This window comes from Micromonospora sp. M61, assembly GCF_018070245.1.
GTDB lineage: Bacteria > Actinomycetota > Actinomycetes > Mycobacteriales > Micromonosporaceae > Micromonospora > Micromonospora zamorensis.
Genome location: NZ_JAGPYA010000079.1, coordinates 1 through 25,087, shown reverse-complemented (window position 1 = coordinate 25,087; position 25,087 = coordinate 1). Strand labels below are relative to the sequence as shown.

Annotated in this window: 16 protein-coding genes and 1 pseudogene; 5 read left to right on the top strand and 12 right to left on the bottom strand. The window is 69.8% G+C overall.

Annotated elements, in window-relative coordinates:
- The 6 genes and pseudogenes from KBX34_RS30025 to KBX34_RS30000 all read right to left on the bottom strand — a co-directional run.
- A pseudogene (locus tag KBX34_RS30025) lies at positions 1-3,867 on the bottom strand (hypothetical protein); the annotation flags it as partial.
- Between the two features lie 80 nt (positions 3,868-3,947).
- Complete coding sequence (locus KBX34_RS30020; protein ID WP_307871523.1) at positions 3,948-7,451, bottom strand: LamG-like jellyroll fold domain-containing protein; 3,504 nt, start codon at positions 7,449-7,451, stop codon at positions 3,948-3,950.
- Positions 7,452-7,495: 44 nt separating this feature from the next.
- Positions 7,496-10,567, bottom strand: coding sequence for an integrin alpha (locus KBX34_RS30015; protein ID WP_210928354.1), 3,072 nt, complete (start codon positions 10,565-10,567; stop codon positions 7,496-7,498).
- Between the two features lie 852 nt (positions 10,568-11,419).
- On the bottom strand, positions 11,420-12,391 hold the full coding sequence (locus KBX34_RS30010) for an N-acetylmuramoyl-L-alanine amidase (protein WP_210794566.1): 972 nt from the start codon (positions 12,389-12,391) through the stop codon (positions 11,420-11,422).
- A complete protein-coding gene (locus tag KBX34_RS30005; RefSeq protein WP_172861953.1) occupies positions 12,391-12,543 on the bottom strand; it encodes a hypothetical protein in 153 nt (50 codons plus the stop codon). Before KBX34_RS30005 ends, KBX34_RS30010 begins: the two co-directional genes overlap by 1 nt.
- A 126-nt stretch (positions 12,544-12,669) precedes the next feature.
- Complete coding sequence (locus KBX34_RS30000; RefSeq protein ID WP_210928352.1) at positions 12,670-13,458, bottom strand: aldo/keto reductase; 789 nt, start codon at positions 13,456-13,458, stop codon at positions 12,670-12,672.
- 94 nt (positions 13,459-13,552) lie between these two features.
- Here KBX34_RS30000 and KBX34_RS29995 point away from each other — a divergent pair, with 94 nt between their 5' ends.
- Together KBX34_RS29995 and KBX34_RS29990 are read left to right on the top strand one after the other, a co-directional pair.
- On the top strand, positions 13,553-14,602 hold the full coding sequence (locus KBX34_RS29995) for a DNA polymerase ligase N-terminal domain-containing protein (protein ID WP_210928350.1): 1,050 nt from the start codon (positions 13,553-13,555) through the stop codon (positions 14,600-14,602).
- Positions 14,603-14,616: 14 nt separating this feature from the next.
- Positions 14,617-15,807: a threonine synthase gene (locus tag KBX34_RS29990; protein ID WP_141908061.1), complete on the top strand. Its 1,191-nt coding sequence runs from the start codon at positions 14,617-14,619 to the stop codon at positions 15,805-15,807.
- A gap of 52 nt (positions 15,808-15,859) precedes the next feature.
- Here the strand turns inward: KBX34_RS29990 and KBX34_RS29985 are convergent, their stop codons facing one another.
- The 4 genes from KBX34_RS29985 to KBX34_RS29970 form a co-directional block, all read right to left on the bottom strand.
- Positions 15,860-17,212, bottom strand: coding sequence for a pectate lyase (locus tag KBX34_RS29985; RefSeq protein ID WP_210928349.1), 1,353 nt, complete (start codon positions 17,210-17,212; stop codon positions 15,860-15,862).
- Positions 17,213-17,453: 241 nt separating this feature from the next.
- Positions 17,454-19,253, bottom strand: coding sequence for a glycoside hydrolase family 15 protein (locus KBX34_RS29980; RefSeq protein ID WP_210928341.1), 1,800 nt, complete (start codon positions 19,251-19,253; stop codon positions 17,454-17,456).
- Positions 19,254-19,301: 48 nt separating this feature from the next.
- Complete coding sequence (locus KBX34_RS29975; RefSeq protein ID WP_088946417.1) at positions 19,302-19,694, bottom strand: cupin domain-containing protein; 393 nt, start codon at positions 19,692-19,694, stop codon at positions 19,302-19,304.
- A gap of 276 nt (positions 19,695-19,970) precedes the next feature.
- Complete coding sequence (locus KBX34_RS29970) at positions 19,971-20,858, bottom strand: sulfotransferase domain-containing protein (protein ID WP_210928339.1); 888 nt, start codon at positions 20,856-20,858, stop codon at positions 19,971-19,973.
- A gap of 91 nt (positions 20,859-20,949) precedes the next feature.
- Between KBX34_RS29970 and KBX34_RS29965 the strand changes: the two genes are divergently transcribed.
- Entirely contained in the window at positions 20,950-22,065 is a 1,116-nt protein-coding gene (locus KBX34_RS29965) for a beta family protein (protein ID WP_210928337.1), read from the top strand.
- 7 nt (positions 22,066-22,072) lie between these two features.
- Here the strand turns inward: KBX34_RS29965 and KBX34_RS29960 are convergent, their stop codons facing one another.
- On the bottom strand, positions 22,073-22,354 hold the full coding sequence (locus KBX34_RS29960) for an adhesin (RefSeq protein ID WP_088946415.1): 282 nt from the start codon (positions 22,352-22,354) through the stop codon (positions 22,073-22,075).
- Positions 22,355-22,547: 193 nt separating this feature from the next.
- Positions 22,548-23,621, bottom strand: coding sequence for an NAD(P)-binding domain-containing protein (locus tag KBX34_RS34135; protein WP_210928335.1), 1,074 nt, complete (start codon positions 23,619-23,621; stop codon positions 22,548-22,550).
- 109 nt (positions 23,622-23,730) lie between these two features.
- On the opposite strand from KBX34_RS34135, the gene KBX34_RS29950 reads away from it, so the two are divergent.
- Together KBX34_RS29950 and dacB are read left to right on the top strand one after the other, a co-directional pair.
- Positions 23,731-24,447: an MIP/aquaporin family protein gene (locus KBX34_RS29950; protein WP_088946413.1), complete on the top strand. Its 717-nt coding sequence runs from the start codon at positions 23,731-23,733 to the stop codon at positions 24,445-24,447.
- 66 nt (positions 24,448-24,513) lie between these two features.
- Positions 24,514-25,087: D-alanyl-D-alanine carboxypeptidase/D-alanyl-D-alanine-endopeptidase (gene dacB / locus KBX34_RS29945; protein ID WP_210928333.1), on the top strand; the 574-nt coding region annotated here is incomplete at its 3' end.

Genomic DNA, 25,087 nt, shown 5'->3' with positions numbered 1-25,087 from the left:
GTTGCCGGCGGGGTCGGTGACCGTCGCGAGCTGGCCGGAGCGGTTGTAGGTGTAGGACGTCTTGTCGGAAGCGCCCGACGGCTCAGCGCCCTTGTACTGCAGCAGCTGCGTCGTCTGCCCGATCGCGTTGGAGATCGTCGTGGTGGGGGTGCCACCCTCCGGCGGATCGACGGAGACGCGGTCGCCGCCGTACGTGGTGCTGGTGCGCCACTTCTCGTTGCCCGCTACCGCGAAGATCTCCGCCTTGACCCGGTCGGCGCCGTCGTAGACGTAGAGCGTCTGACCGTCGACCTCGCCGTTGCGGGCGGGGAAGATGGCGTCCGTCGGGGCACCGGCCGCGTTGTAGGTCGCGTACGTCTTGTCGAGATTGCCGGTCCCCGTGTAGAAGGTGTCCGCGATCATCCGGGTGTCGTTCGGCCCCTCGGTCTGCACCTGACGTGGGCGCAACAGACCGTCGTGCAGCTTGTACTCGACGCTGTACGAGCCGTCGTTCTGCCGCTTCTCCGTCTTCACCGCGACCGGCTTGTCGGTGCGGATCAGGTAGCTGTACTTGATGCTCGGGCTCAGGCCCGTCGCACCGGTACGGTCGGGCATCCATACCTTGGTCAATCGGCCCAACGAGTCGTACTCCAGCTGGCTGACCTGGTTGTTCGGGTCAGTCTGCTTGACCGGGCTGCCCCAGGCAGTGGCGTACTCGGTGGTTGTGACGTGGCCGAGCGGGTTGGTCTCGACTACCTTGGTGGTGAGGCCGTTCGTCTCGGTGTACTCGGTGGTGGTCGTCTTCCCCATCGCGTCGGTCGCGGTGAGCGGCCGACCGTACGAGTCGAAGGTCCCCGACGCGGCGGTGATGTAGGTGGCCGTGGTGCCGTTGTGGCTGGCCAGTCGCTCCGACGCCGTTGGGTTGCCCAGCGTCGGCGCCACCCCGAAGGCCTTGCCGTCGTAGAGGGTGCGGGTGTCCGAGATGACCTGGGTCTTCCGGTCCACCGGCGAGGTGGCGCACGCCACCGACAACGACTCGGTCCGTGCCACCAGGCTGTACAGGTGGGCGCTGGGGTTGTCCGCGTAGGTGGTGGTGTTGCACGCCTCGTCACCAGTGACATCGACGTCGCCGAGGTTCTCGGTCTTGGTGACCCGACCGAAGTCCGTCTCGAACGACGAGATGTTCTTGGTCTGGCGCCAGCCTCCGGCGGCGAGCGCGACGAAGTTCTGGGTCACCGAGGTGTTGGTGAACCAGGCCTTCTTGGCGCCCCAGCTGTGCGACTCGGTGGCGGTGTTGTGCCGCCACGGCGTGGCGATGCTGCGGCTGACCACCGCCGCGCCGTCATAGACGGTGCTCTCCAACTGGTGACCGGAGAACTCGTCGTAGTCGATGTGCTCGACGCCGGCGGAGTCCTTCACCCGGATGTCCCGGGTATCGGTACTGTTCGGCATCTTGTCGCCGTGCATGCCACGCAGGTAGCGGTACTCGGTCTTGGTGGTCTGGGTCTGACCGTTGCCAACGGTGACGACGACCTTGCCGTAGCCCCGCCACTCACTCCAGGTGAGGTCCTTCGGATCGGAGATCCCGTCGGGCTCGGACTTCCGCCAGGCAGCGCCGTCCTGGTAGTCGTACCTGGTGACCATGTCCGGCGCGCCACCGGTCCGGTCGGTCTCGACGACAGCGGCAACCACGTACTTGAAGAACCAGTCCGTGATGGGGTCGCCGCTGCCGTATGGGTTCCACTTGACCGGGTAGCACCGTTTGGTGCTGTTGCCCTCGGTCGGCAGCGTGCTCTTGGTGCAGTCCGGGGTCGCGTAGTTGACGTCGATCTGGCCGCCGGTGTCCGTCCAGACGGTGGCGAGGCGAGGCCGGACCAGCGGACCAATGTTGTCGTCGTCCCGGTCGACCCGGTTCGACAGCTGGAGGTTGCCCAGTTCCACCGACGGCATGGCGATGTCGGTGCCGTACAGACCGGTGTGGGTGATCTTGTGCAGCCAGAGGGTGCGGGAGCCGTCACCGTTGTCGAGGAGTTGGTGGTCGAGCTTCCAGGTGTCGACCGGCTCCCACCCGCTGCCCTGACGGATCTCGGTGGTGATGTCGGTCAACCGGGCCCGGGTCCAGAACGTGGGGGTGATCTGGTCCAGCTTGCACTTGGTGTCTTTGTTGCAGTTGCGGTCGAAGGGAACGTCCGGCCAGTACGGCGCGGTGGTCGTGTTCAGGTCCTGCGGGTCGCAGTCGATGGATCCGGTTGCCAGGCACCGCTCCTTGACGTCGAACCGCACCCGCGCCGGAGCGTTGGTGGTGTAGACGGCGTCGTGCCGCTGCCCGTAGTCGATCCGCTTGAGGTAGCCGCCGCGGTGGTAGGGCACACCGTTGGCATCGGTGTTCTTGGCCCGGGCGTAGTAGTTCGTCTCGGGCGCGTAGAAGTACGAGCTGACGTTGCCGTAGCGGTCCTTGACGTAGTCGAGGCTCCACCGCCACGCCTGGTCGCAGTACGAGGCCGTGAAGGTGGACTTGTTGCACGGCTCGTTGGCGTCGTCACCGAAGACCGGCAGCGTCCACGTCGACCCGGTGACCTCCTTGTTGGTGGTCCAGCCCGGAAGCTTGTTCAGGCCGAAGAAATACTCCGTGCCGTCGGTCGTGGTGACCTTCCAGTGCTCACCGTCGTTGTCGCCGTTGTCGGCGCCGGTGAACCGCTCCACCTTCGAGCCGTCATCGGTGGCGAACTTCCAGGTGCTGCCGCTCTTGACCAGCTCGGTGGACTTGCCGTTGAGCAGGATGGTGGCGTTGTCGTACGCCCAGCACTGGTCGGCGTACTGGTCGTGCCCGTCCTCGGCACAGGACTTGTAGCGGCGCTCGATGTGCCCCGGCTCGTAGTTGAAGCCCTCACCCAACCAGGAGCCCTGGTTGTTGGTCGTGGCGGTACGGCCGTCGATCGACTGCGAGGAGTACGCGAGGGTGATGCCCGGAGCGCCGCCACCCGGAACCGGGGGCGTCCGCATCGGGTAGCTCCAGGAGAACCCGCCGGTGGACGGCGCCACCGACCACTTCGACGACGGCGCGAGCTTCGTCGCCCCGTAGTCGCCCTGCGAGGAGGATTCGGCCGCGGCCAGCGCGAAGGTCGAACCCGTCGCGGCCGCGCTGACCGTGGCGAAGAGCGTGCGGGACTCGCCGTCGTTGACGGTCGGCACCGGCTCGGGCGCACAGCCGGCCTTACCCGGGGTGGTCAACGCACATTCCGGCAGCTTCACCAGCTTCAGCCGCGAACCGAAGTCGCCGCCGAAAGCGCCGGCCAGGCCGCCGTAGTCGACGCCCAGTTGGACGTCGCCAGCACCTTGCTGGCCGTCGGCACGATTCACGCGGACCAGCGGGCCGTCGACCCTGGCCCGCTCGGAGGCAGCGCGGTCGAGCACCTCGACGCGCACCTTGCTCGGAACGGAAGCCTGCGGAGCGCCCGCCTTGCGCGCTGGGCTGGCAGCGGCCGACACCGACACCGCGAGGCCGCCGGCCTTGCCGGTCGCGGCCGGCACCCGGGCCGGTGACGGAGCGGTGGTACGCGCGCCCGCCTGCTCCTGCGCGCCGGTCGGCGGAACGGGTACCGCGATTTCGGTAGCTCCCGCCGCCGGCCAGGTGACCGTGGCGGGAGTGGTGGTGGCCGGGGCCGCGCCCGGGTTGGCCTTACGGGGCTTCACGCCAAGCGGCGCACGGTTCGGAACGGTCTTGCCGACGTCGGTCGCCGTCGGACGTTTGCGTTCGGCGGCAGCCGACGCAGGGGCGTTGACGACCTGGATGACGCTCGCGCCCATCACGATGGTCATCGCCCAGGACACTGGCCGCACTATCCGGCGCTGCAACGCCCCGGACGTGCCCAGAAGTCGGGAGAACATCCACCCTCCCCAGGGTTGGTTGGACAAAGGCATGAGGCATCGGGGCCGCCCTGGACAGGACGGCCCCGACGCTGGTGGTGTCAGAGGTTGGGCTGCTCGAAGGTGAGGCTGAGCCGATCGATCTTGACCTTGTCTGCCGTGCCGTTGTAGATGCGGATGTCGTCGATCGCCCCGGACAGGTTTTCCGTCTCGACGCCACCATCGAAGGTGCGGCCGAACTGCACGTTGCGGAGTGCGGGCAACGGCTTGTCCAACTGGAGTCCAACAACCTTGCCGTTGAGGTAGAACAGCAGCTCACGGCTGTATCCGTTGTAGACCAGCGCGATGTGGTCGCTGTTGGGAGATATTGACGGGGAGTTGTCGAATCGGGCCGGCTGGGTAGTGCCGGCAGCGGCCATCTCCCAACGCCCCTCAGTGTTGCCCCGAAGGACGACGACGCTGTTGTTGGCTGTGTCCTTGATGGAGATTGCCGTCATCGGATGGCCCTGCGATCCACTGGTGAACCGAACCCGAGCGGAGATGGTGAAACTTCCCGCCGCGTCGACGACCGGGGTGACCGTCTCGGCGTACTCACCGGCCTTGCCGGTGAACTGCAGGTACCCGGCGCCCATGAAGGATGTGAACGGGTTGGTGGTCCGAATGAGAGTGCTCGGCTTCCCCAGTCGCAGCGCCTCACCACCGGCATCGTAGTTCGGGCTCAATCCCGAGGTCTCGGTGCTCAGCTGCCAGTAGCCCTTACGGTCCAGCTTGTGCTTCTCCAAGCCGGCCGTGTCCTCGCTGACGACCGGGCGGTCGAAGACGGAGACATCCGCCATCGCGCCCTTCCAGAAGTCCGAGTATCCGCCGCCCTTGTAGGTGTGGCGGCCGAACTGGAGGGCACCACGGGCCTCGACCAGCGAACGTCGATCCTTGAACACCGGAGCGCCGGAACCGACCTGCAGGGAGATCTTGTTGTTCGGGCCGTCGAAGACAGCCGTGACGAAGGTCCAGTCGGTGGTTGCCGGCCCCGCGTTCACCCTCCATTCACCCAGGTTGATGACATCGTTCGTCGGCATCCGGAAGAACCAGTTGCCCTGATCGACACCCAGGCTGAAGCCCGGCTCACCGGTGGCGTCCTGACTGACCGCCACCTGACGGCGGCTGGGGTCGTCCACCCGGAACCAGCCGGTGATGGAGAAGCTCCGCGTGGTGCCCACCACCGAGTTCTCGGTGACGAGATACGCGTTGGACGTGCCGTCGAAGGTGGCGGCCGTGTCCCACGGGCCAAGCGACCCTGCGATGCCGAACTTGACACCGCTACCGATCTTGGCGTCGTGCGAGCCGAGTTGGTCGCTCGCCGACTTCGCAGTCGCGATGTCCGACAGTGGCCACTGTGCGACCGGCGGACGCTTACCCACCCGGAAGGTGCAGGTGGCGATGGTGCTGGATCGTTTCGCCACGTCAATCGCCTTGACGAAGAGCTGGCGCGGCCCCTCCTTGTCGGGCGTCCACTTGATCGTCACCGGGCCACCGCTCGTCGCCGGCTTGACCGACACGGTGGCGCTGTCGTTGAAGTTGTACACGTACTCCACGACGTCGGTGGCAGCCGAGTCGAAGGTGAAGCTGCCCTGGACGCCGATGGAGCCCCGCCACTGGTCGTCGTCGAGACAGTTGGCAGTGGTATCCGCCGCATCATCGGGTAGATACTCCGGCGAGTCCACGTCCGGGGCGCTCGGGCTGGTGATGTCGTAGTAGAACTGGCAGACCTCGCGAGCCCCGTCGGAACTCCAGGGCCCCCAACTCACCCCGTCGCTCGCCCGCACTTCCCAGGAGATCGGCACGTTCTGCGCGATGTCGGTCGGGACGTAGTAGCTGAACAGGGAGCCACTGGCCTTCAACGGGGTGGTGTAACTGCGGGTCTGCAAACTTCCACCCGCCGGCGTCCAGGTGACCTTGAACTCGGCCTTCACCTGCTCGGTGTGCGCGGACGAGTGGTCCGGGTCACGCAGGATCGCGTTGAGCCGCGGCGGGACGTCCGTGTAGGGCGCGGTCGACCCGTACACGCAGCCTCCACCGGGCGACATCGTCAACTCGGACTGGTTCGCGATCACAGGCGCTCGGTTGTATCGGACGGAGAGCACACCGTTGTCGCAGAACCGCTTGGTGTGGGTGGAGTCGCTCTCGCTCACCGAACGGAGGCCGAGAGTGACACTGCTCCAACCCTTGCTCACCGCCGTCTGGACCGCCGCCTTGGCTTCCCATTCGGTGTTCTGGTTCGTCGAGGTGCAACTCGACTGCACCTTGGTCGGTGAGTTGTTGGCCAGGTGCGTGGCACCCGACCACCCCGACCCGCCGGGCTGGTTGCCCCAGTTCGTCGTGGACTTGATGCCAGAAGGCATCAGATAGAGCGCCGCCGCGCGGGCGGTGGTGTTGTAGACGTGCTGCAGGGTCACCCGGAACTTGGCTTCCAGGATGGTCTTGCCGGCATACGGCGTGGCCAACTGGTAGAAGATGCGCTTGACCTTGGAGTTGTTGCAGGAGCTCGGGCAGAGTCCGATCCGCTCGTGTCGCTTGGTGTCGAACTTCCAATACTCCTCGGACGGATACCCGCTGTCGACCATCGCCCAGGCGCTGTTGGTGCTGGCTTGCCACACCGGGTCCACGTACACCGGGTAGGTGGTGTCCGGGTTGGCGAGCATCGCCGCGTCCGGCGTGAGGTTCAGCGTTCCCTGGGTGTATTTGAGGCCGACCTGTCCCACCCGCGAGTCCTCGCCCGGCCCCCGGGCCGAAGCGTCGTTCGGGTCCGTGGGCTCGGCCGCAGCGGTCCTCTGCTGGGCCTCACCGCCGCCCTCCTGGTTGCCGCTGTCCCACATGGTCGGAGCGTCGGCCTCGAACACCGGGTTGCCGGTCGCGGGGTCGAGCGCGACCACGCCACCTTCCTCGGTCTCCTCGATGTCGAGCCCTTCGCCAGTCACCCCCAGCCGGAGATCCCTCAGCTCAGGCAGATTTGCGGCCTCGGGGGTCTTCAGCACCAGCACGTGCGAGAAGCCCTCGACCGTGACGTTGGCGACCAGGTCGACGTCGGGAAATACCTCGGGGTAGGTGGCTTGGTCACCGGAGATGGTCGGGGTGGGCAGTGCGTGGGGCCAGGTGAGCGTCATGACCCGGAAGTCGCGCTGGACCACCATGAGGGGCGTGGTGCCTCCGCCGGACAACCGCATGTCGAGCAGCGCCGCGGTCGGCGTGATCGTCCCGTCCGCCTGTGCGACGAGCGCCGCGTTGGCCGGCACCCAGGTGCCACCCCGAAGAACCCGCACCGCCTGGTTGTACTCGTTGGCGATGAGCGTGCCGTCCGGCTGGGCGAAGACGTCCCGGTATTCGCCGCGCTGGGCGAGCACCTCGACGGGCTGATTGAGGTCCACCGCCGCGACGAGCGCCTCGGCTTCGGTGTCCCGGACCGGATCGGTCTCGACGGCGGCCACCGGCGCGGTCGGCGGGGCCGGCTCGGGAGCGGCCACGTAGGCGGTGCCGGCCAGCAGGCCGGCGAGGCCCACTGTGAGGCCGAGCGTGAAGAGCCGACCCCGCTTTCTGGTACGACGGATCACCGTCAGGTCCTCCCCCGTTGAACTGCGCCAATTCATGTTCTTCATCAGTTGACCGCCGCCCCGAACGTGCTCACGTTGGCCGGGAAGCCGTTCACGCCGGGCTGCCAGGTCTCGGTGGGCGTTGCCGACCCGCCGGCCAGGTTCGACCATGTGAAGCCGTAGACGGCGTCGGTGCCGTACGGGGTCGCCACCAGGAGCCGCTTCGAGGTGGCCCCGAGCGAGGTGCCGATGATCTCGGCCGGCCTCGGGTAGCCCGGCGGGCTCACCCCGTTTCGCGCGATTCTCACCGGCTCGTGGGGCCAGCTGTCCACCGCGGGCAGAACCCATACCTGACCGGAGTCACGTGTGACGACGGACCCGTCCTCGGTTGGGGCGGAACCGTCCCTGCCGGGAATGCCGACCGCGAGGAACATCGTCGAACTGGTGCTCTCGACCGCCGGGTTCGTGTTGACCACCAGGACCTTCTCGCCCAGGTAGTCGCCGGGGCTCAGCTGGGTTGGTGTCAGTGGTTCGGACGTGATCAACTCGACCCGCTCAGAGGTGTTGGCGGCGGTGACGTGGTAGACCTCTGCCTGGCCGACGTCCGCATGCGCTACGTCTGGCCGACGGATCTCGTCGTCCTCACCCGGCGCGCCGACAGCCACAAGCGAATCCGGGGTGCCCTGCGCTGAACCGACCGGTCGATAGGGCGCGATGGCGATCGACTTACCGAAGTTGTCGTTGGCCTCGGCTTTGCCCGACCCCGTCGTCTTGTCCTGGTTGAGTTCGGCGGCGAGCGTGGGCAGCCCACTGGTCAGCGTGTGGCTGAAGACGTTCACCGCGCCGGCGAACACCTCGGTGCCGATCGCCTCACCCGGCGAGCTGACGCCCCAGTGGTACTTGGATGCGGCCACCGCGTACCCGGTGCGGTCATCGATCTCGGCTGCTCCGGGAAGGCCGGCGCCCTGGCTGAGCGCCACGTTCACGTTGCCCCGGAGGTAGTGGACGATGCCGGTGACGGGGTTGGCGAGTGCTTCGCCGGGCGCACCGATGACCAGGTACGGCTGGCCACTGGCTGTCTGGCTGCCGGCGACCGCGTAGCCGAACCAGTCGAAGGCTTCGGCGGCGTCCGGCACGTTGGTGACGTCCTGGTGGTAGGTCAGGGAGTTCGGGCCCTTGGCCAGTCCCGCCGGTGAGCCGAGCAGGACGAGCACGACGCCGGCGTCCTGCAGGCCGTTGACATCCTGATACGGGACACCCACCGCGAGGTCGGTGCAGCCGTCGTTGTTGGCGTCGTACGAGGAGATCGAGGTGCCGAAGCGGTCACCCGGCTCGGGCGCTCCGGGCACCTTGTCGACGCCCTCCTGCAGGGTCTGCACAGTGGAGCCGCCGCCATAGCTGACGTGCACCTGCCCGGCGCGGATCTGGCTGTTCACCGTGGCCTCGGGGTCGGCGATCGCGACATCGGCGACGCCGTCGCCGTTGAAGTCACTCTCCGTGCCGTTGGTGCAGCCGGCCACCGGTGCAACAGTGGTGTAGACCTGCATCTCGCAGAACGAGGACCAACTGTCGCTGCCGGTCACGCCGTCAGATGCCTTGACCCGCCAGCGGTAGATGCCACCGTCGACGAAGGCGCCGGCCGGGACTGTGGTCGCGGCGGTGGCCCCGTTGCCGACTCCGCTAAGGACAGCCGACCCGAGCGGCGTGTCGGCGTTCATCGCCCACCACTCGAAGGCGACCGTCATGGCGGTCGCATCCGCGTCGGAGACGGTGGCCTTGAGCTGCGGCGTCACCGTGTTGACAGTGGGGCGGGCGGAGCCGGTGACGCAGCTGGTGGCCGGCACGGTCGCCCTCGCGGTCACCGTCGGGTACGAGTTGTAGGTGACGCTTGCCTTCGGCACTTCGGAGGTGCCGGAGTAGTTGCGGGACCGGAACTGCTTGAACGACGTCGAGTCGGTCTCGTCGGTCGCCCGCAGGCCCATGTCCGCGCGGGTGTCGCCCGCGTTGGCCGCCCGCTGGAAGAAGCTGGTGGCAGCCACGCCGACCCAGTTGTCGTCACAGCTGCTGTCGAAGCCGGCCGACGCCGTGGTCACCTTCTCCTGGTAGTTCCAGGCCGGTTGGTTGCTCCACACGATGCCGTCGGAGATCGAGCCTGTGGTCCAGAGTTCCCAGGACCGCCCGGCGCACTGCACGGACCACCAGTTCCACAGCGAGATGGTCGCCGTGTTGATCTGCTTGCCGACCAGGGCGGTGGTGTCCCAGCGGGCGAACGTCCGGGTGATCGGGCCGGTCGGGCCCAGCTTGCCGAGCCGTAGATCTGCCTCGCCGCCACGGTCGACGCTCTCGTTGGCCTGCACGAAGGTGTCGAAGGTGGTGGAGAGCGGGTTGATCTGCGGGTCGATGGTGATCGGGTACTGCCGCTCCGGCGCCTTGAGCCACTTCTGGTCCGGCGTGAGGGTCAGTGCGATGCCACTTCCCGCGGCGGTCTTGGCGACCTTCGCCACGGTGGAGGTGACCGGCACCTTGTTGACGGGTGCACCCTGGGCGTCGACCCGCGCGTCCCACATCATCAGGGCCGGGGTCGTCGCAATGGCGCGACCCGTCGCGTCCCTGATGGTGGTGTCGCCGCCCACGCCGCGCTGGGTCTCCGCGACGTTGCGGCCGGTCAGCGGCAGCGTCAGCGTCGCGACCCGGCTCAGGGCAGCGGGGCTCTTGACCACGAACAGGGTTTCGAGGCCGTTCCGGCTCGCCCGTACGACGAGGTCGACGTCGGGCAGGGCGTTCACATAGGTCGCCCGGTCCTCGCGCAGTTGCGGCTCCGGCAACGCTCCAGCCCAGGTGACGGCCACCCGGTCGTCGCCCTTGCCCACGGCTGCCAGCTCGTGGGTGCCGTCCGGTTGCGGGCCGGAGATCGACAGGTCGTAGGGATGCGCCGCGGGACGGACCGTGCCGTCGGCGGCGCGGTGAAGGGTCAGATCGACCGGGACCCAGCCGCCGTCACGGCGGACCCGGGTCGGCCCGAGGGACAGCTCCGCCCGGAACTGCCCGTCGGGCAGGGCGAACACCTCGGTGGTCTCGGAGGTGAGGCTCTTGACCTGCACCGGTTTGCCGGTCTTGCGGGCTGTCCGTACGGACATCGCCTCGTCGGACCTGTTTTCTACGCCACCCGTTACGCCATCAGGTCCGGCGGCGAGATACTCCGCCGGTTCGCCCGATATGCCAGCCAATGCGACCGCCGTCAGCACGGCAACACCTGCCGCAAGGCATGAACGAACGGTGGCAGTCTTTCGACCTGCCACGAACCCTCCCCCGTGTGTTTTCAGATATCGATCGGGACTGTAGGTACAAGCCCGCTCTACGCACAAGTAGCGTCACAAACAGTGAGGAGGAAACCGACAATCGCCATATTTCGTCGGCGACGATCACGGAGCGGAGTCTTCCCTGCTCAAAGCGGATGCGCCGGGAGCGGTCCAGCGAACCCTGGTCAAGCGCAATATCGCGGGAATTCGGGCGCTGAAAATTGCCGCCCGGACAGCAGAAATGCCACCCACAGCGCAGCTCGTTCGACACTCGGGGGGCGCTGTTCGACGCACCGTCGAACCCGGCGACTGCGGCGGCGAAAAGCAGCCTGGCGCCAATCGGATACGCGTCGAATCGACCGCTCCAACAGATTGACAACCGACGGTGCCAGCCATCCCGACCTGCCAGGATGCCCGCAGCCACCGCAGGTCGAGCGCCGGGCATCCCGGCATATCCGCCGCTTCCCGAGAGAACGAGAAGGAGTGCTGGGGCCGAGACCCATCAACGATCATCATCGTGGCCAGGAGGAGCTACCGCACGTTCTCAGGCGATCGGAGGACATTCCCTTTCCGCGCTGAAGCCTCCGCATCAGCCGCGCTCGATCGACCCCGGTTCCGGGAAGTCGGGGCATCCTCACGACGGGGACACCCCGACTTCACCGAAGCCGAGTCGATCAAGCCAGGAGCCGGTCAGACCCGGGTGAGGCGTACGGCGTCGGCGACGATGAGGCCCGTCGCGCTGCTCCACCGGCTCACGCCCACCCGGTTGGCGTCGCCGGCCGGCAGCGTGAACGTGCCGAGGGACCGCCACTGGCCACCGGTGGCCCGCTGGTCGACGATGATCGTCCGGTTGCCGGTGGTGGTGGCGACGACGTACGGGGTGGCACCGTTGTAGCCGGAGGTCGCCGGCCACCACGCATCGACGCGGTAGTTGGCCGTCGCCGGGACGTTGAACCTGTACCAGGCGACGTCGCTGGCCGCGACGGGTTCCGCGTAGCGGTAGTCGGCGCCGTACCGCTGCCCGGAGTACGTCGACACACCCCAGTTGGCGCTGGCGGTGAACCGACCGGAGGTGGTGTTGTCCACGATGGAGGACCACGCCGGGGGGTTCCCGCCGCCCGACATCTTCGCCGCCACGTCGGCGCGCATGACGTTCAGGTCGATGAAGGACGGGTCGATCTTGCCGCTGGTGCTGGTCTCCCGGTGCCCCCGGGCGTAGCTGCTGTCCCGGCCCAGCCGGGTGAGCACGGCGGCGGTGGCCGCGATCGACGCGTTGTACTGCGCGGCGGTCATCTCCTGGTTGACGCCGTTGTAGTCGATCTCCCACCCGATCATCAGGGTGTTGCCGTCCCCGGCCGGGATCGGCCCGCTGCCGCCGCTGGTCCCGGCGTGGTTGCAGCGGCCGGCGGAGATGACGTGGAAGACACCGTTGTAGTCGACGAGCGCTTGGCAGAGCGGGCCGGCCAGATCCGACCGGCCGTTGATGCAGATGCCGAGCGCCGGGTGCGGGTTGCTGGCGCTGGAGGTCGCGGCAGTGTGGTGCCAGAGCACCCCGATCGGGTCGAAGGAACCGGGCCGCATCCGGTTGAGCCAGTCGCCCTCGACGACGACCTGGACCCCGGCACCGCGCAGCACGTCCACGAGCCAGGGAATGGTGGCCATCAGGCGTCCTGGAGCAGGTCGGCGAGGCACTCGGCCTTCGGCGCGGCGCTGGCCGGGGCGGGTCGTGCGACGACTGTCAGTGCGGCGACCACCAGGGCGGGGATGCCGAGCACCCCTCGGCGGTGCAGACGGATGGACGGTGTGCGGGCCATGGCGATCCTCCAGCGACAGGGGGACACGAACGGATCGACGATCGTGATGACGGGACGCTATACCGTCACGTACGTCGATGTCGATACCCTTCATTGCCGAGTCACGGAGTGAAGGAAACCGCCGGTTCAGACCTCGCCGAGGGCGTCGATGTCGCGCATCTCCTCCGCCGTCAGCGAAAAGTGGAAGACGTCGAAGTTCGCGGTGATCCGCTCCGGGGTCACCGACTTCGGGATCACCACGATCTCGTGGTCGATGTGCCAGCGCAGCACCACCTGAGCCGGGGAGACACCGTGCGCGGCGGCGATCCTGGTCAGCACCGGGTCGCTCAGGTCGCTGGTCTTGAACGGGCTGTAGCCCTCCAGCACCACGCCCCGGTCCCGGTGCTCGGCGTGCCGCTGCCGGTCGTACAGCGACGGGCTCCACCGGATCTGGTTGACCGCCGGGTTCTCCTCGGTGGACTGGATCAGCTCGTCGATCTCCCCGGTGCTGTAGTTGCTCACCCCGACCGCCCGGACGAGGTTCTCGTCCCGGGCGGCGAGCATCTCCCGCCACATCGGGATGCTGTCCGCGGCCGACGACGGCGGCCAGTGGATCAACCAGAGGTCCACCTGGTCGACGCCGAGCGCCTCCAGGCTGGCCTCCAACGTCGCGCGCTCCCGGCCCACCCGGTCCGGCGGGAGCTTGGTGGTGATGAAGACATCCTCCCGGCGCAGCCCGCTCTCGCGCACCGCCCGGCCGACCTCGCGCTCGTTGCCGTACATGGTGGCGGTGTCGAGGTGCCGGTAGCCGGTGTCGAGCGCGGCCAGCACGGCGTCGTAACCCGCCTGGCCGGTGGCCTGCCAGGTGCCGAAGCCGAGCAGGGGCATCCGCACGTCACCGGGGAGCAGGGCGGTGGGCTGGTCGGTGTGGTCCATGAGGTCCGTTCTACCCCGCCGCGCCCCCGGCCGCCGAGCGAACCGGACACTCCGGCATCCAGCGCGGTGGTCCGGTTTACCGGAGAATGCGGGTGTGAGCGACCGGCTGGAGGAGTACCGGCGACGACGGGACGCTGCCCGTACGCCGGAGCCGGTGCCGGAGCAGAGCCCCACGGCGGCCCGCACCGACACCGACGCCGGCCGCTTCGTCATCCAGCAGCACCACGCCCGCAGCCTGCACTGGGACCTGCGCCTGGAGCACGAGGGGGTGCTGGCCTCCTGGGCGGTACCGCGTGGCCTCCCCCGCGACCCCGGCCGCAACCACCTCGCCGTGCACACCGAGGACCACCCGATGGAATACCTCGACTTCTCCGGCGAGATCCCCGCTGGCGAGTACGGCGGGGGCCGGATGCTGATCCACGACCAGGGCACCTACCGGTGCGAGAAGTGGCGCGACGACGAGGTGATCGTGACGCTCGCCGGTGAGCGGACCGCCGGTCGCTACGTCCTGTTCGCCACCGGCGGCCGGGACTGGATGGTCCGACGCACCGACGCGGCGCCGCCGGGTTGGACACCGATGCCCGACCTGGTCCGCCCGATGCACGCCACGCCGGCCGCCAGGCTTCCCCGCGACCGCGCCGCCTGGGGGTACGAGCTGCGCTGGGACGGGGTCCGGGCGATGGCGTACGTCTCCGGCGGGCGGCTGCGGTTGCTCTCCGAGACCGACGAGGACATCACCGGCGGCTATCCGTGGCTGCGGGCGATGGCCGAGGCGCTCGCGCCCACCGAGGCGGTGCTCGATGGTGTGCTGGTGCGCATCGACGGTGCCGGCCGGGTGCGTCCGGTCCGCCAGAGCACGGGCAGCCGGGTTCCCGCAGGCGCGCAGTACCTGATCGTCGACCTGCTCTGGCTGGAGGGCGTCAGCAGCGTCGACGTGCCGTACGCGCAACGCCGGGAGCTGCTCGATGGGCTGGCCCTGGCCGGTGCGCACTGGCAGACTCCGCCGTGGTTCCCCGGCGCGGGCGACGAGGCCCTGCGCGCCGGGCAGGAGCAGGAGCTGCCGGGCGTGGTCGCCAAGCGGCTGGACTCGGTCTACGAGCCGGGGCGGCGCAGTCGACGCTGGCTGAGCGTCGACGCGGTGTGACGGCGAGGAGCGACGTGTACCTGACCCACCTGGACTGCCCGCGCTGCGGCAAGGAGCACGCCGCCGAGGTGTTGCAGAACCTCTGCGAGTGCGGTTCCCCGCTGCTCGCCCGCTATGACCTGCCGGCGGTGGCGAAGGCGGTCACCCCGGAACGTTTTCCGCTGCGCCCGGCCGACCTGTGGCGCTACCGGGAGCTGCTGCCGGTCGCCGACCCGCGGCACGTCACGACGCTCGGCGAGGGCTGGACGCCGCTGCTGCGCACCCCGGCGTACGGCGCCGAGATCGGCATCACGGACCTGATGGTCAAGGACGAGGGGTTGATCCCGACCGGCTCGTTCAAGGCGCGCGGGGCGGCGGTCGGGGTGAGCCGGGCCCGTGAGCTGGGCGTCGAGCGGATCGCGATGCCCACCAACGGCAACGCCGGGTCGGCCTGGGCCACGTACGCCGCGCGGGCCGGAATGGGCGCGACCATCGTCATGCCGCTGGACGCGCCGAGCATCTGCCGGCGCGAGTGCGTCGCCGCCGGCGCCGACCTGCGCCTGGTGGACGGGCTGATCAGCGACGCCGGTCGGCGGGTCGCCGAGTTGATCGCCGCGTCCAACGGGTCGATCTTCGACGCCGGCACGCTGCGCGAGCCCTACCGGCTCGAGGGCAAGAAGACGATGGGGTACGAGATCGTCGAGCAGCTCGGCTGGCAGGCGCCGGACGTGATCATCTACCCGACGGGCGGCGGTGTCGGCCTGATCGGCATCCACAAGGCGCTGCACGAGCTGCGCGAGCTGGGCTGGATCGGCGACAAGCTGCCCCGGCTGGTGGCGGTGCAGTCGACCGGCTGCGCGCCGATCGTGCGGGCGTTCGCCGCCGGTGAGGATCGGGCGCAGCCGTGGGTGGACGCGCACACTGTGGCGTTCGGCATCACCGTGCCGACGCCGTTGGGTGACGAGCTGATCCTGGCGGCGCTGCGGGAGTCTTCCGGCACGGCCGTCGCCGTCGACGACGCGGAGATCCTGGCCGACCTTCGGGACTTCGCCGCCCGGGAGGGGCTGCTGCTCTGCCCGGAGGGGGCGGCCTGTCTGACCGCGGCCCGGCACCTGCGCGCCGGTGGGTGGATCCGGGCCGGTGAACGGGTGGTGGTGCTCAACACCGGCGCCGGGTTGAAGTATCCGGACACCGTCGACGTGTCCGGCGTACCCCTGATGGGTTGAACGCGCGGGCACCCCGCGGACGTGGTGGTCCGCGGGGTGCCGACGTGTCGATCTACTGGTAGGTGATGTCCGAGGGTGAGTAGAGGCAGTTGACGCCGTCGGCGCCCTCGCCGATCTCGGTCGGCTCGCTGCCCTTCGGCACACCCTTGTACTTGACGCAGATGGAGGTCTCCCGGTCCGGGTCGCCGATGATGGTGATCCGGCTGAACCGGGCGGTGTCACCCCAGTTGGTGTTGATGCCGGCGATCGCGTCGGTGTCCCGGACGATCACGTTGTCGATCACCACGTGCCGCTGGTACGACGTCGAGCAGTTGCCGCAGGCCCGGTAGAGCTTCCCGGCGTTCTCCACCCGGAAGTTCTTGATGTAGACGGTGCCCGAGCCGTTGTGCTGGAAGACCTTGTCGCTGGCCGAGCGGGCGCCGCCGCCGTCGACCGTGTACGTGGTGCCGCCCCGGAAGGTGGCCGCGTCCTCGCCGACGTCCTCCCACCAGACGTTGATCAGGGTGCAGTTGCCCTCGCAGTGCACGCCGTCGCCGGCCGGCGCACCGATGATCACGTTGCGGAGGGTGGCGCCGGCGGCCAGCTCGAACATCGGGTCCTGGCTCTCGCTCTGCCCGCCATCGCCGATGCCGTAGTAGCGCTTGAGCCCGCCGTCGAACGTGCCGGAGACGGCGATCGTGGCGTCGACCTTCTGGCTGCCGGTCGGCGTCGGCCAGCCAGCCGGCGGCGGAGTGGTGGTCGGTGGCGGCGTGGTGGTCGGTGGCGGCGTGGTCGGGGTGCCGCCACCGGACGAGTCGACAGTCACGTCGTCGAAGCCGCCGCTGGCGTACGCGGTGACCAGGCCGATGCGGCCCGCGCCGGCAAGGCTGTTGCTGCCGGAGGCGATCTGCGTGCCGTTGACGAAGCCCCGGATGGTGCTGCCGCTGGTCTCGATGCGCAGGGTGTACCAGGTGCCGGTGCCGACGCCCAGCGCCGCCGAGCCGATCGCGGTGACGCTGCTGCCGTTGACCGCTTGGAGCTCGGCCCGACCGGAGCCGAGCAGGGCCAGCCGGTACATCTTGGTGCTGCTGGTGGACCGCGCGGCCAGCCCGACCAGGGCGCTGGAGAAGCCGAAGCTCGCCGGCCTGACCCGGGCCTGCACGGAGTAGTCGGTCCAACTGGTCTGGCCGGCGAACTGCCGGGCCAGTTCACTGCCGGCGTTGGACTGGTTGAGCACGCCTGAGCCGTCGACCGTCCAGGTGCCGCCCGACTTGGACCAGCCGGAGGTGTTGCCGTCGTTGAAGTCGTCACTGAAGACGGTGGCCGCGAAGGCCGAGGTCATGCCGGCGGTGAGGGCTGCCGCGGTCACGCCGGCGCCCACCGCCAGGAGTAGTGGTCGGCGGCCGGAGAGTCGTCTCTTCTGCACAGTTGTCCTCCTTGACGCATGTGGTGGCGATCCCTCGGCGCCCACTCGGGGACGTGTCGGCACGGCGTTCGGCCATTGCCTGGGATCGGTGCGCGCCCCCGTCGGTTGCCCGGACCGAAGCGGGGTGAAGCGGGATCAAAGGCCCTGGGAAAGGGCTTTCCCGCTCCTTCGAGGCTAGGACTGCGCACGCATCGACGTCAATGCCTGGCGTTTGCAGGTCTGTTGCAGGATTTCGGGATGATCAGTAACTGTCCGGCTTGGTCAACCGCCACGCCGCATTGATCAGCCCGATGTGCGAGAGCGCCTGCGGGATGTTGCCGAGCTGCGCACCGGTGGCCAGATCGATCTGCTCGCTGAACAGGCCCACGTCGTTGGCGTACCCGACCACCCGCTCGAACAGCGCCTCGGCCCGCTTCGACTCACCTGCCATCACCAGACACTCCACCAGCCAGAACGAGCACAACAGGAACCCAGCCGGGTCCGTCGTCCACCGCCGCAGCAGGCCCTCCTCGGTGCCCAACTCCCGCTCGACCATCGCGATGGTCGAGCGCATCCGCGGGTCGGTGGCCGGCAGGAAGTGCGTCACCGGCAGGGCGAGCACCGAGGCGTCCAACTCCGCCGACCCGAACGCGCCGGTGAACGCCCCGATCCGGTCGTTCCACCCCTCGCGCAGCACGGTGTCGTGGATCTCGTCGCGCACACGGGCCCAACGACCAGGGTCGGCCCGATCTCCGAGTCGGTCGGCGAGCCCCACCGCCCGGTCCATCGTCAGCCAGCAGGACACCTTCGACGACAGGTAGTGCCGCTCCTCGTCCCGGGTCTCCCAGATGCCCTGGTCCGGCAGGTGCCACGTCGCCGCCACCTGCTCGGTCAGCCCGAGCACCATCTCCCGCAACTCCTCCTCGAACGTCGCGCCGAGATAGTCGCGCAGCCGCCACACCGCCGACACGACCTCCCCCGGCACGTCCAGCTGTCGCTGCCGCCAGGCGTCGTTGCCGATGCGGACCGGCCTGCTGTCGCGGTATCCGCCCAGGTGGTGACAGTGGTGCTCGGAAAGGTCGCGCTCGCCCTCCACGCCGAAGAGCACCGGCACCGGTTCGTCGCCGATCCGGCCGATCGAGCGGGTCGCCCAGGCGAACAGCCGGGACGCCTCGTCGGGGCAGGCCGCCACCCAGAGGGCGCGCATCGTCAACGAGAAGTCCCGCAGCCAGGAGTAGCGGTAGTCGTAGTTCCGGTCGCCGCCGATCTGCTCCGGCAACGACGTGGTCAGCGCGGCGGCGACCGCGCCACTGCGGGCGTACGTGAGGCCGGTCAGCACTGTCGCGCTGCGCCGCACCAGCTCGGGATACCGACCGGAGTACCCGTGCGTCTCCCGGTACGCCTCCCACGCCCGCGTGGTCTCGGCGAGCATCGCCACCGGGTCCATCCGGACCGGCGGATCGCCGTAGGCCTCGCCGAAGGCCACGTCCATCCCGACCACCTGGCCGGCGGACACCTCGAACTCGTGGGTCACCCGGTCGCGGCCCGCCCGCAGCTGCAGCCCGTTGGCGCGCAACACCAGCACCACCGGGCCCGCGCGGGCCAGCACCCCACCGTCGGGCTGCTCATGCAGGTACGGCGTGAGCAGGCCGTACTCCGGGCGGGGCGCGAAGTCCAGGCCCATCCGGACGCGGCCGGACAGCCCCTGCACCACCCGGATCAGCACGGCTGGTGAGTTTCTGCCCAGCTCGTGGGCGCGGGCGCCGATCTCGGCGGCCAGGGCATCGGTGACCGCCACGCTGCCGTGCGGCGTGTGGTGCACCGTCCGCAGCACCAACGTGTCCGGCCGGTACGCGCGTTCCACCCGGAACCCCGGGCCGCCGACGCCGACCGGCGCCAGCTTGAAGTGCCCGGCGCGCGGGTCGAGCAGCCGCCCGAACACGGAAGCTCCGTCGAAGCGGTGCGGGCACCACCAGTCGATCGAGCCGTCCTTGCCGACCAGGGCACCCGAGCGGGAGTCCGAGAGGAACCCGTAGTCGGAGATCGCCGGCTGCTGCTCCACCCGCCGCGGTTACCCGTGGCGGCCCGGATCAGGCCGCCGCCGAGCCGGTCAGGCGGTCGGTGGCTCGTCCTTGCCCGCCGCCTCGGCCGCGTCGGCCTCCTCCTTGGTCTTGTGTACGGCCTGGTCGGCGTGCTCCGGCGGACCGTAGACCGTGTACAGCACCAGCGGGTTGGGGCCGGTGTTGACGAAGTTGTGCTTGGTGCCCGCCGGCACGACGACCAGGTCCCCCGCGACGACCTTCCGCTTGGCGCCGGCAACGCGAGCCTCACCGATGCCGCTGACGAACGTCAGGATCTGGTCGATGTCCTCGTGCACCTCCTCGCCGATCTCCCCACCGGCGGGGATGGTCATGATGACCAACTGGGTGTGCTCACCGGTCCACAGCACCCGCCGGAAATCCGGGCTCTTCTCGGCGACGGTTGCGATCGTGAAATGTTCCATGCCCACGCTCATACCCCGTTCTGCGGCGCGCCACGCCGGGACTCGCGAATGGTGGAATTCCCCACGGTCGGCAGGTTTGGATCCGGGCGGACCGGGGATCGACAACGCGGACCGGCACGAACAGCCGGTCGAGCCAGGTCCCCGCCGGCGTACCGCCGAACGGCTGCGGTGGTGGGAGACGGCCAGAGCGCGGCGACGCTCGACCACGGTCGAGCGGCGCCGCGCGCTCTTGTGAGCCGCCCCGCCTCCACGATCGGGTGGGGCCGGGGACCGTCCCTAGCGGTGCAGCCAGGTGAGCAGGTCGGGTGGGGCCAGCGCCGAGACCCGCTCCTGGTAGCGGGCCCGCGCGGCCGCGTCCAGCAGGTCGCGCCCCTGGCCCGAGCCGCCCTGGCGGAAGAAGGCACGGCGGTCGCGCAGCACGCCGAGCGTGTCCGGGGCGAGCCGGTCGGCGCGCTCCCGCATCCGCCCGAAGGTGGCCGCCTCGACCAGCTCCGGCCAACGCTCGGCGGCGACCGGGATGCCCCACCGGTCGGCGAGCCGCCGCATCTCACCACCCAGATCGGCCAGCAGATCGTCGTAGTGCACCAACTCGACATTCGGCTCGTCTCGACGGGCCCAGGCGTCACGCAGGTGCAGCATCACCCCGGGCAACGAGTCCAGATCGGTACGCGGATCCACCTCCCGGTCGACCCAGCTCGGCAACCACTGCTCCACCGGGAGGCGCTTTCTCGGCGGCCCGGCAGGGGCGGGCTGGCCGGTCAGCTCGGCGAGGCGGAACCGGTCGAGGTTGCCGGCCTGGTGGTAGAGGGAGACCGCCATGTCCAGCGGATGCCGGGCCACCACCACGTAGTGCACCCGGGGGTCGAGTGGCACCCCGTCCAGTGGGGTGTGCGTCTTGATGAACCGCCGGTGCGGCTGCGCGGCCAACCGGTCGTACACCGCGTCCTGCGGCTCGGCCAACCAGTCCAGCCACGGCGACAGCACGTTCAGCGGCGCCGGCAGCTCCGGGGTGCCCAGCACCAGCAGCGCGCAGATCATCTGCATCCAGGTCGTGCCGCTCTTGGAGCGGGTGCTGATCACGATGTCGCCGTCGCGGAAGGGAAATCCGACCCACCGGGCGCTGTCCTCGTCGTCGGAGCGGTAACGATGGGCTGGCGTGGGCATCGGGAAATCGTAGTCGCGCAGCCGACAGCGGAGCAGCCGAATTACGACTCCACGGCCTGTGAGACATGCGCATGCCTGGCTAGATTGAAGTATGGTGCCCGCCCACGGGAGCCGGGCGGCGGAACCGGTCTACCGCCCCATTCTCGCCTGCCGACGAGGCGAGCTGGACGCTCTGAGCCACCTCGACTCCACAGCCGCCGCACTGGTCGCCCCGATCCTGGAGATCGGCACGATCGACAGGTCCACCATGGACACTATCCGCCGGCTACCGCCCGGACTCCTGCCGGCCGTCGACGTCAGCGCGCTGCCCGACACCCCTGCGACAGAACTGGGCCGTTGGGACGTACCGCTGATGCCGGTGATCGGGCTCGCGGAGAGCGACCACCGGCTGGCCGCGCACGGCGCGGCGGCGCGGACGCACGGCCGGCGGGCGCTGGTCCGCCTGCGGGCCGGTCAGGACCGGGCCGGGCCGGACGGGAGCACGACCGCCGTGGAACGGGTCTGGCGGTGCACCGCCCTCGCCCCCGAGGAGTGCGACCTGCTGGTGGACGCGGGAGACGTGTGCTGCCCGGCGGATGTGCGGTCAGCCGAGCCTCGGGTGCGTCGCCTGCTGGACTGGGCGCGCCGGCACGCCTGGCGGTCCGTGACGGTGGCGGCGGGCGGGATGCCACCGACGTTGTCCCGGCTACCCACCGACGAGCCGATCCGGCTCGACCGCTGGGACTGGCAGCTCTGGCAACGACTGGCCGACGTCGGCGTCGACTACGGCGACTACGGGGTCCACCCGGCCGTGCCCGGCACCGGCGACCCCGGTGACCGGCTGCCGACGGTGCGATACACCGACGACGGCAGCTGGTGGGTCTACCGCTGGGCGCGGCGAGGTGGCCGCAGCGAGGAACGGTTCGCCGACCTGTGCCGCACGCTGGTGTCCGCGCCGCACTGGCCGAGCACCGGCGCGGCCTTCTCCTGGGGCGACCACGAGCTGCTGCGCCGGGCCCGTCGGGGCGCCGGCGCCGGCTCGGCCGCCAACTGGGCGGCGTGGAGCACCTCCCACCACCTGGCGTACGTGCTCGCGACGCTGTCGCGCCGGGTTGCCGGCCTTGAAGATGCCGGAGCCGACGAAGACGCCCTCCGCCCGGACGACGACATCGCGCCGAGCTGGCGTCCCCGGCCGGGTCCGCCGCAGCGGGGGCGAACGCCTCGGTGAAGCCCTGTTACTGCCTCTCGGTGAAGCCGAACTGGATGATGCCCTCGTCGTCGACGGTGGCGTCCACCGACGCGTCGCCGAGCAGCTCGGCGGCATCCTCGTCCAGGAAGATCCGGGCACCCTGGTTGTCGACCACACGGTCGCCCTGCGCCGGCTCGGGCACCAACTCCACGGTGAGCGAACCCGCCTCGGTGTCGGCGGCGATGCGGACCCCGCCGTCCTGGGCGACGTCCTGCTGGTTGGCGAGGTCACGGATGACGAGCACAGCGTTATCGGTCATGGTGAGCATGAGCGGAACTCCTCGTGGATTCTCGGCTCGCGGTCGGATGACGGGCAGACCGGACAGTCGGCCCGCGTACGAGCACACGTGGGAGGCGACAGGAGGGGCGAGCGGTCATCGCCGTCGCATCGGATCGGGGCAGCTGACGGCCCCGTCACCTCCACCGTGCCCGCTGGTCGGCGATCCGTCAAATAGAGCCAGGTCAGTCGAGAGCGGGGGCCGGGGCCAGCAGGGCGCGAATCTCGTTGACCGCCGCGCGGCCGGCCCGGTTGGCGCCGATCGTGCTGGCCGAGGGGCCGTACCCGACCAGGTGAACGCGCTCGTCGGCGACCACCCGGGTGCCGTCCATCGTGATACCGCCGCCCGGCGCGCGCAGGCCCAGCGGGGCAAGATGGTCGATGGCGGCGCGGAAGCCGGTGCACCACAGGATCACGTCCGCCGACACGTGTCGGCCGTCCGCCCAGGCCACCCCGTCGGGTGTGATCCGGTCGAACACGGGTAGCCGGTCGAGGACGCCCCGCTCACGCAACCGGCGTACCTCCGGGGTGACCGGCAGCCCGGTCACGCCCACCACGCTGCCCGGCGGGCGGCCGGCCCGGACCGCCTCGTCCACCCGGGCGACAGCGGCACGGCCCAGCTCCGCGCCGAACTCCTCGTCGCGGAACTCCGGCGGCCGGCGGGTGACCCAGGTGGTGGCCGCCGCGACGGTGGACACCTCGCCGAGCAGTTGCACGGCGGAGGTCCCGCCACCGACGACCACGACCCGCAGGCCGCCGAACTCGGTCGGGCCCCGGTAGTCGGCGGTGTGCAACTGCCGGCCGCGAAACGACGACCGACCCGGGTAGTGCGGCCAGAACGGCCGGGTCCACGTGCCGGTCGCGTTGATCAGCGCCCGGGCGATCCACCGGTCCTGGTCGGTCTCCACGTCCAGCCGGCCGTCCGGCCGGGAGCGCACCGCACGTACCCGCACCGGCCGTCGCACCGGCAGCTCGAATGCCCTCTCGTACGCGGCGAAGTAGGCGCTCACCTGCTCGGCCGCCGGGCGCTTGGGCTCGGCGGGCGGGAGCGGCAGCCCGGGCAGGTCGTGGAAGCCGTGCACCCGGTCGAAGACCAGCGTGGGCCAGCGGTGCTGCCAGGCCCCGCCCGGCCCGTCGTCGCCGTCGAGGATGACGAAGCCGCTGCCGGGCGGGAAGCCGGTCCGGCGCAGGTGGTAGCCGGCGCTCAGGCCGGCCTGACCGGCGCCGATCACCACGACGTCCGCGGAGTGGGTGTCCACGCGGTGTACAACACTGCGCCCGGCGCCGCTGTGCCCGCTTTCGACCGTCGCGCCGATCACAGACCGCCATTCCGGCGACTGCCACCTGACCTGCGCTTACGCTGAGCGAATGAGCGACTTCCGTCGGTACGCGGCAGAGTTTCTCGGCACCCTGCTGCTGGTCTTCTTCGGAGTGGGCAGCGCGGTGGCCGCGCGGGTTCAGGGCGGCGTGGTGGTGGTCGCGTTGGCCTTCGGCTTCGTGATGCTCGCCCTCGTCTACACGATCGGCCCACTCTCCGGCAGTCACGTCAACCCGGCGGTGACGCTCGGTGTGCTGCTGTCCGGCAAGATCTCGGTGGTCGGTGCGATCGCGTACTGGATCGCGCAGTTCGTCGGCGCGACGGTGGCCGCCTTCCTGCTCTGGGGGCTGACCCGCTGGGGCGACGTCGCAGACCAGACCGGTGCACTGGGCTCGAACGGGTACGGCGCGCACATCAACCGGGGCGGCGCGGCGGTGCTGGAGATCGTGCTGACCTTCCTCTTCGTCCTGGTCGTCCTGGTGGTGACCAGCCGAAGCGAAAATCCGGGGACCGCCGGGGCGGCCATCGGGCTAGCCCTCGCCGCCACCCAACTCGTGGGCGTGACGCTCACCGGCGCCGCGGTCAACCCGGCCCGAGCGTTCGGCCCGGCGGTCTTCGAGGGCGGTGTGGCCCTGCGACAGCTCTGGGTGTTCATCGTCTTCCCGCTGCTCGGCGGTGCGCTCGCCGCCCTGGTCGCTCCAATGGTGATGGGGGCGCAGCGGCACTACTGGGGTGGGCACGAGAAGTCGGTCGGCCGGCCGACGTAGCTCACGTGGCAGTAACTTTCGCGCGCTGCTCTTCTCCGGCGATTACCTTCGTGGCAGCATCAGCGCATGCATCGCCGTCACTTTCCCCGAGCCCTCGCGCTGCTCACGCTGGTCGCCACCGTGGCCACCGTCGGCGCGCCCGGTGCCACGGCCGAGTCGCCCACCCCCGCGACGACCCGGCTGCACGCCACCATCGACACGATCCTGGCCGACACCCGACTCGCCGGCGCTCAGGCGTCGGTGGTCGTGGTCGACACCGGCACGGGACAGACACTCTACGACCGCAACGGTGACCGCCGGCTGGTCCCGGCCTCCAACACCAAGCTGATGACCTCGACGGCGGCCCTGGAGCTGCTCGGCCCGGGGCACCGCTTCACCACCGACGTGCGCACCAGCGGCAAGCGCCGCGCCGGCCTGCTCTCCGGCAACCTCTACCTGCGCGGTGGCGGTGACCCGACCATGCTCGCCGCCGATTACGACGCGCTCGCCGCGCAGGTCGCCGCCGACGGCGTACGGGTGGTCGCCGGCAACCTGATCGCCGACGACACCCGCTACGACCGCACCCGGCTCGGCCCCGACTGGACCTGGGACGACGAGCCCTACTACTACGCCGCCCAGGTCTCCGCGCTGACCGTGGCCC

What these genes read in the sequence shown, in the direction of transcription:
- KBX34_RS30015 (WP_210928354.1), bottom strand. Translation starts at nt 10,567, where the DNA reads ATGTCCGTACGGACAGCCCGCAAGACCGGCAAACCGGTGCAGGTCAAG.
- KBX34_RS30010 (WP_210794566.1), bottom strand. Translation starts at nt 12,391, where the DNA reads ATGGCCACCATTCCCTGGCTCGTGGACGTGCTGCGCGGTGCCGGGGTC.
- KBX34_RS30005 (WP_172861953.1), bottom strand. Translation starts at nt 12,543, where the DNA reads ATGGCCCGCACACCGTCCATCCGTCTGCACCGCCGAGGGGTGCTCGGC.
- KBX34_RS30000 (WP_210928352.1), bottom strand. Translation starts at nt 13,458, where the DNA reads ATGGACCACACCGACCAGCCCACCGCCCTGCTCCCCGGTGACGTGCGG.
- KBX34_RS29975 (WP_088946417.1), bottom strand. Translation starts at nt 19,694, where the DNA reads ATGGAACATTTCACGATCGCAACCGTCGCCGAGAAGAGCCCGGATTTC.
- KBX34_RS29970 (WP_210928339.1), bottom strand. Translation starts at nt 20,858, where the DNA reads ATGCCCACGCCAGCCCATCGTTACCGCTCCGACGACGAGGACAGCGCC.
- KBX34_RS29965 (WP_210928337.1), top strand. Translation starts at nt 20,950, where the DNA reads ATGGTGCCCGCCCACGGGAGCCGGGCGGCGGAACCGGTCTACCGCCCC.
- KBX34_RS29960 (WP_088946415.1), bottom strand. Translation starts at nt 22,354, where the DNA reads ATGCTCACCATGACCGATAACGCTGTGCTCGTCATCCGTGACCTCGCC.
- KBX34_RS29950 (WP_088946413.1), top strand. Translation starts at nt 23,731, where the DNA reads ATGAGCGACTTCCGTCGGTACGCGGCAGAGTTTCTCGGCACCCTGCTG.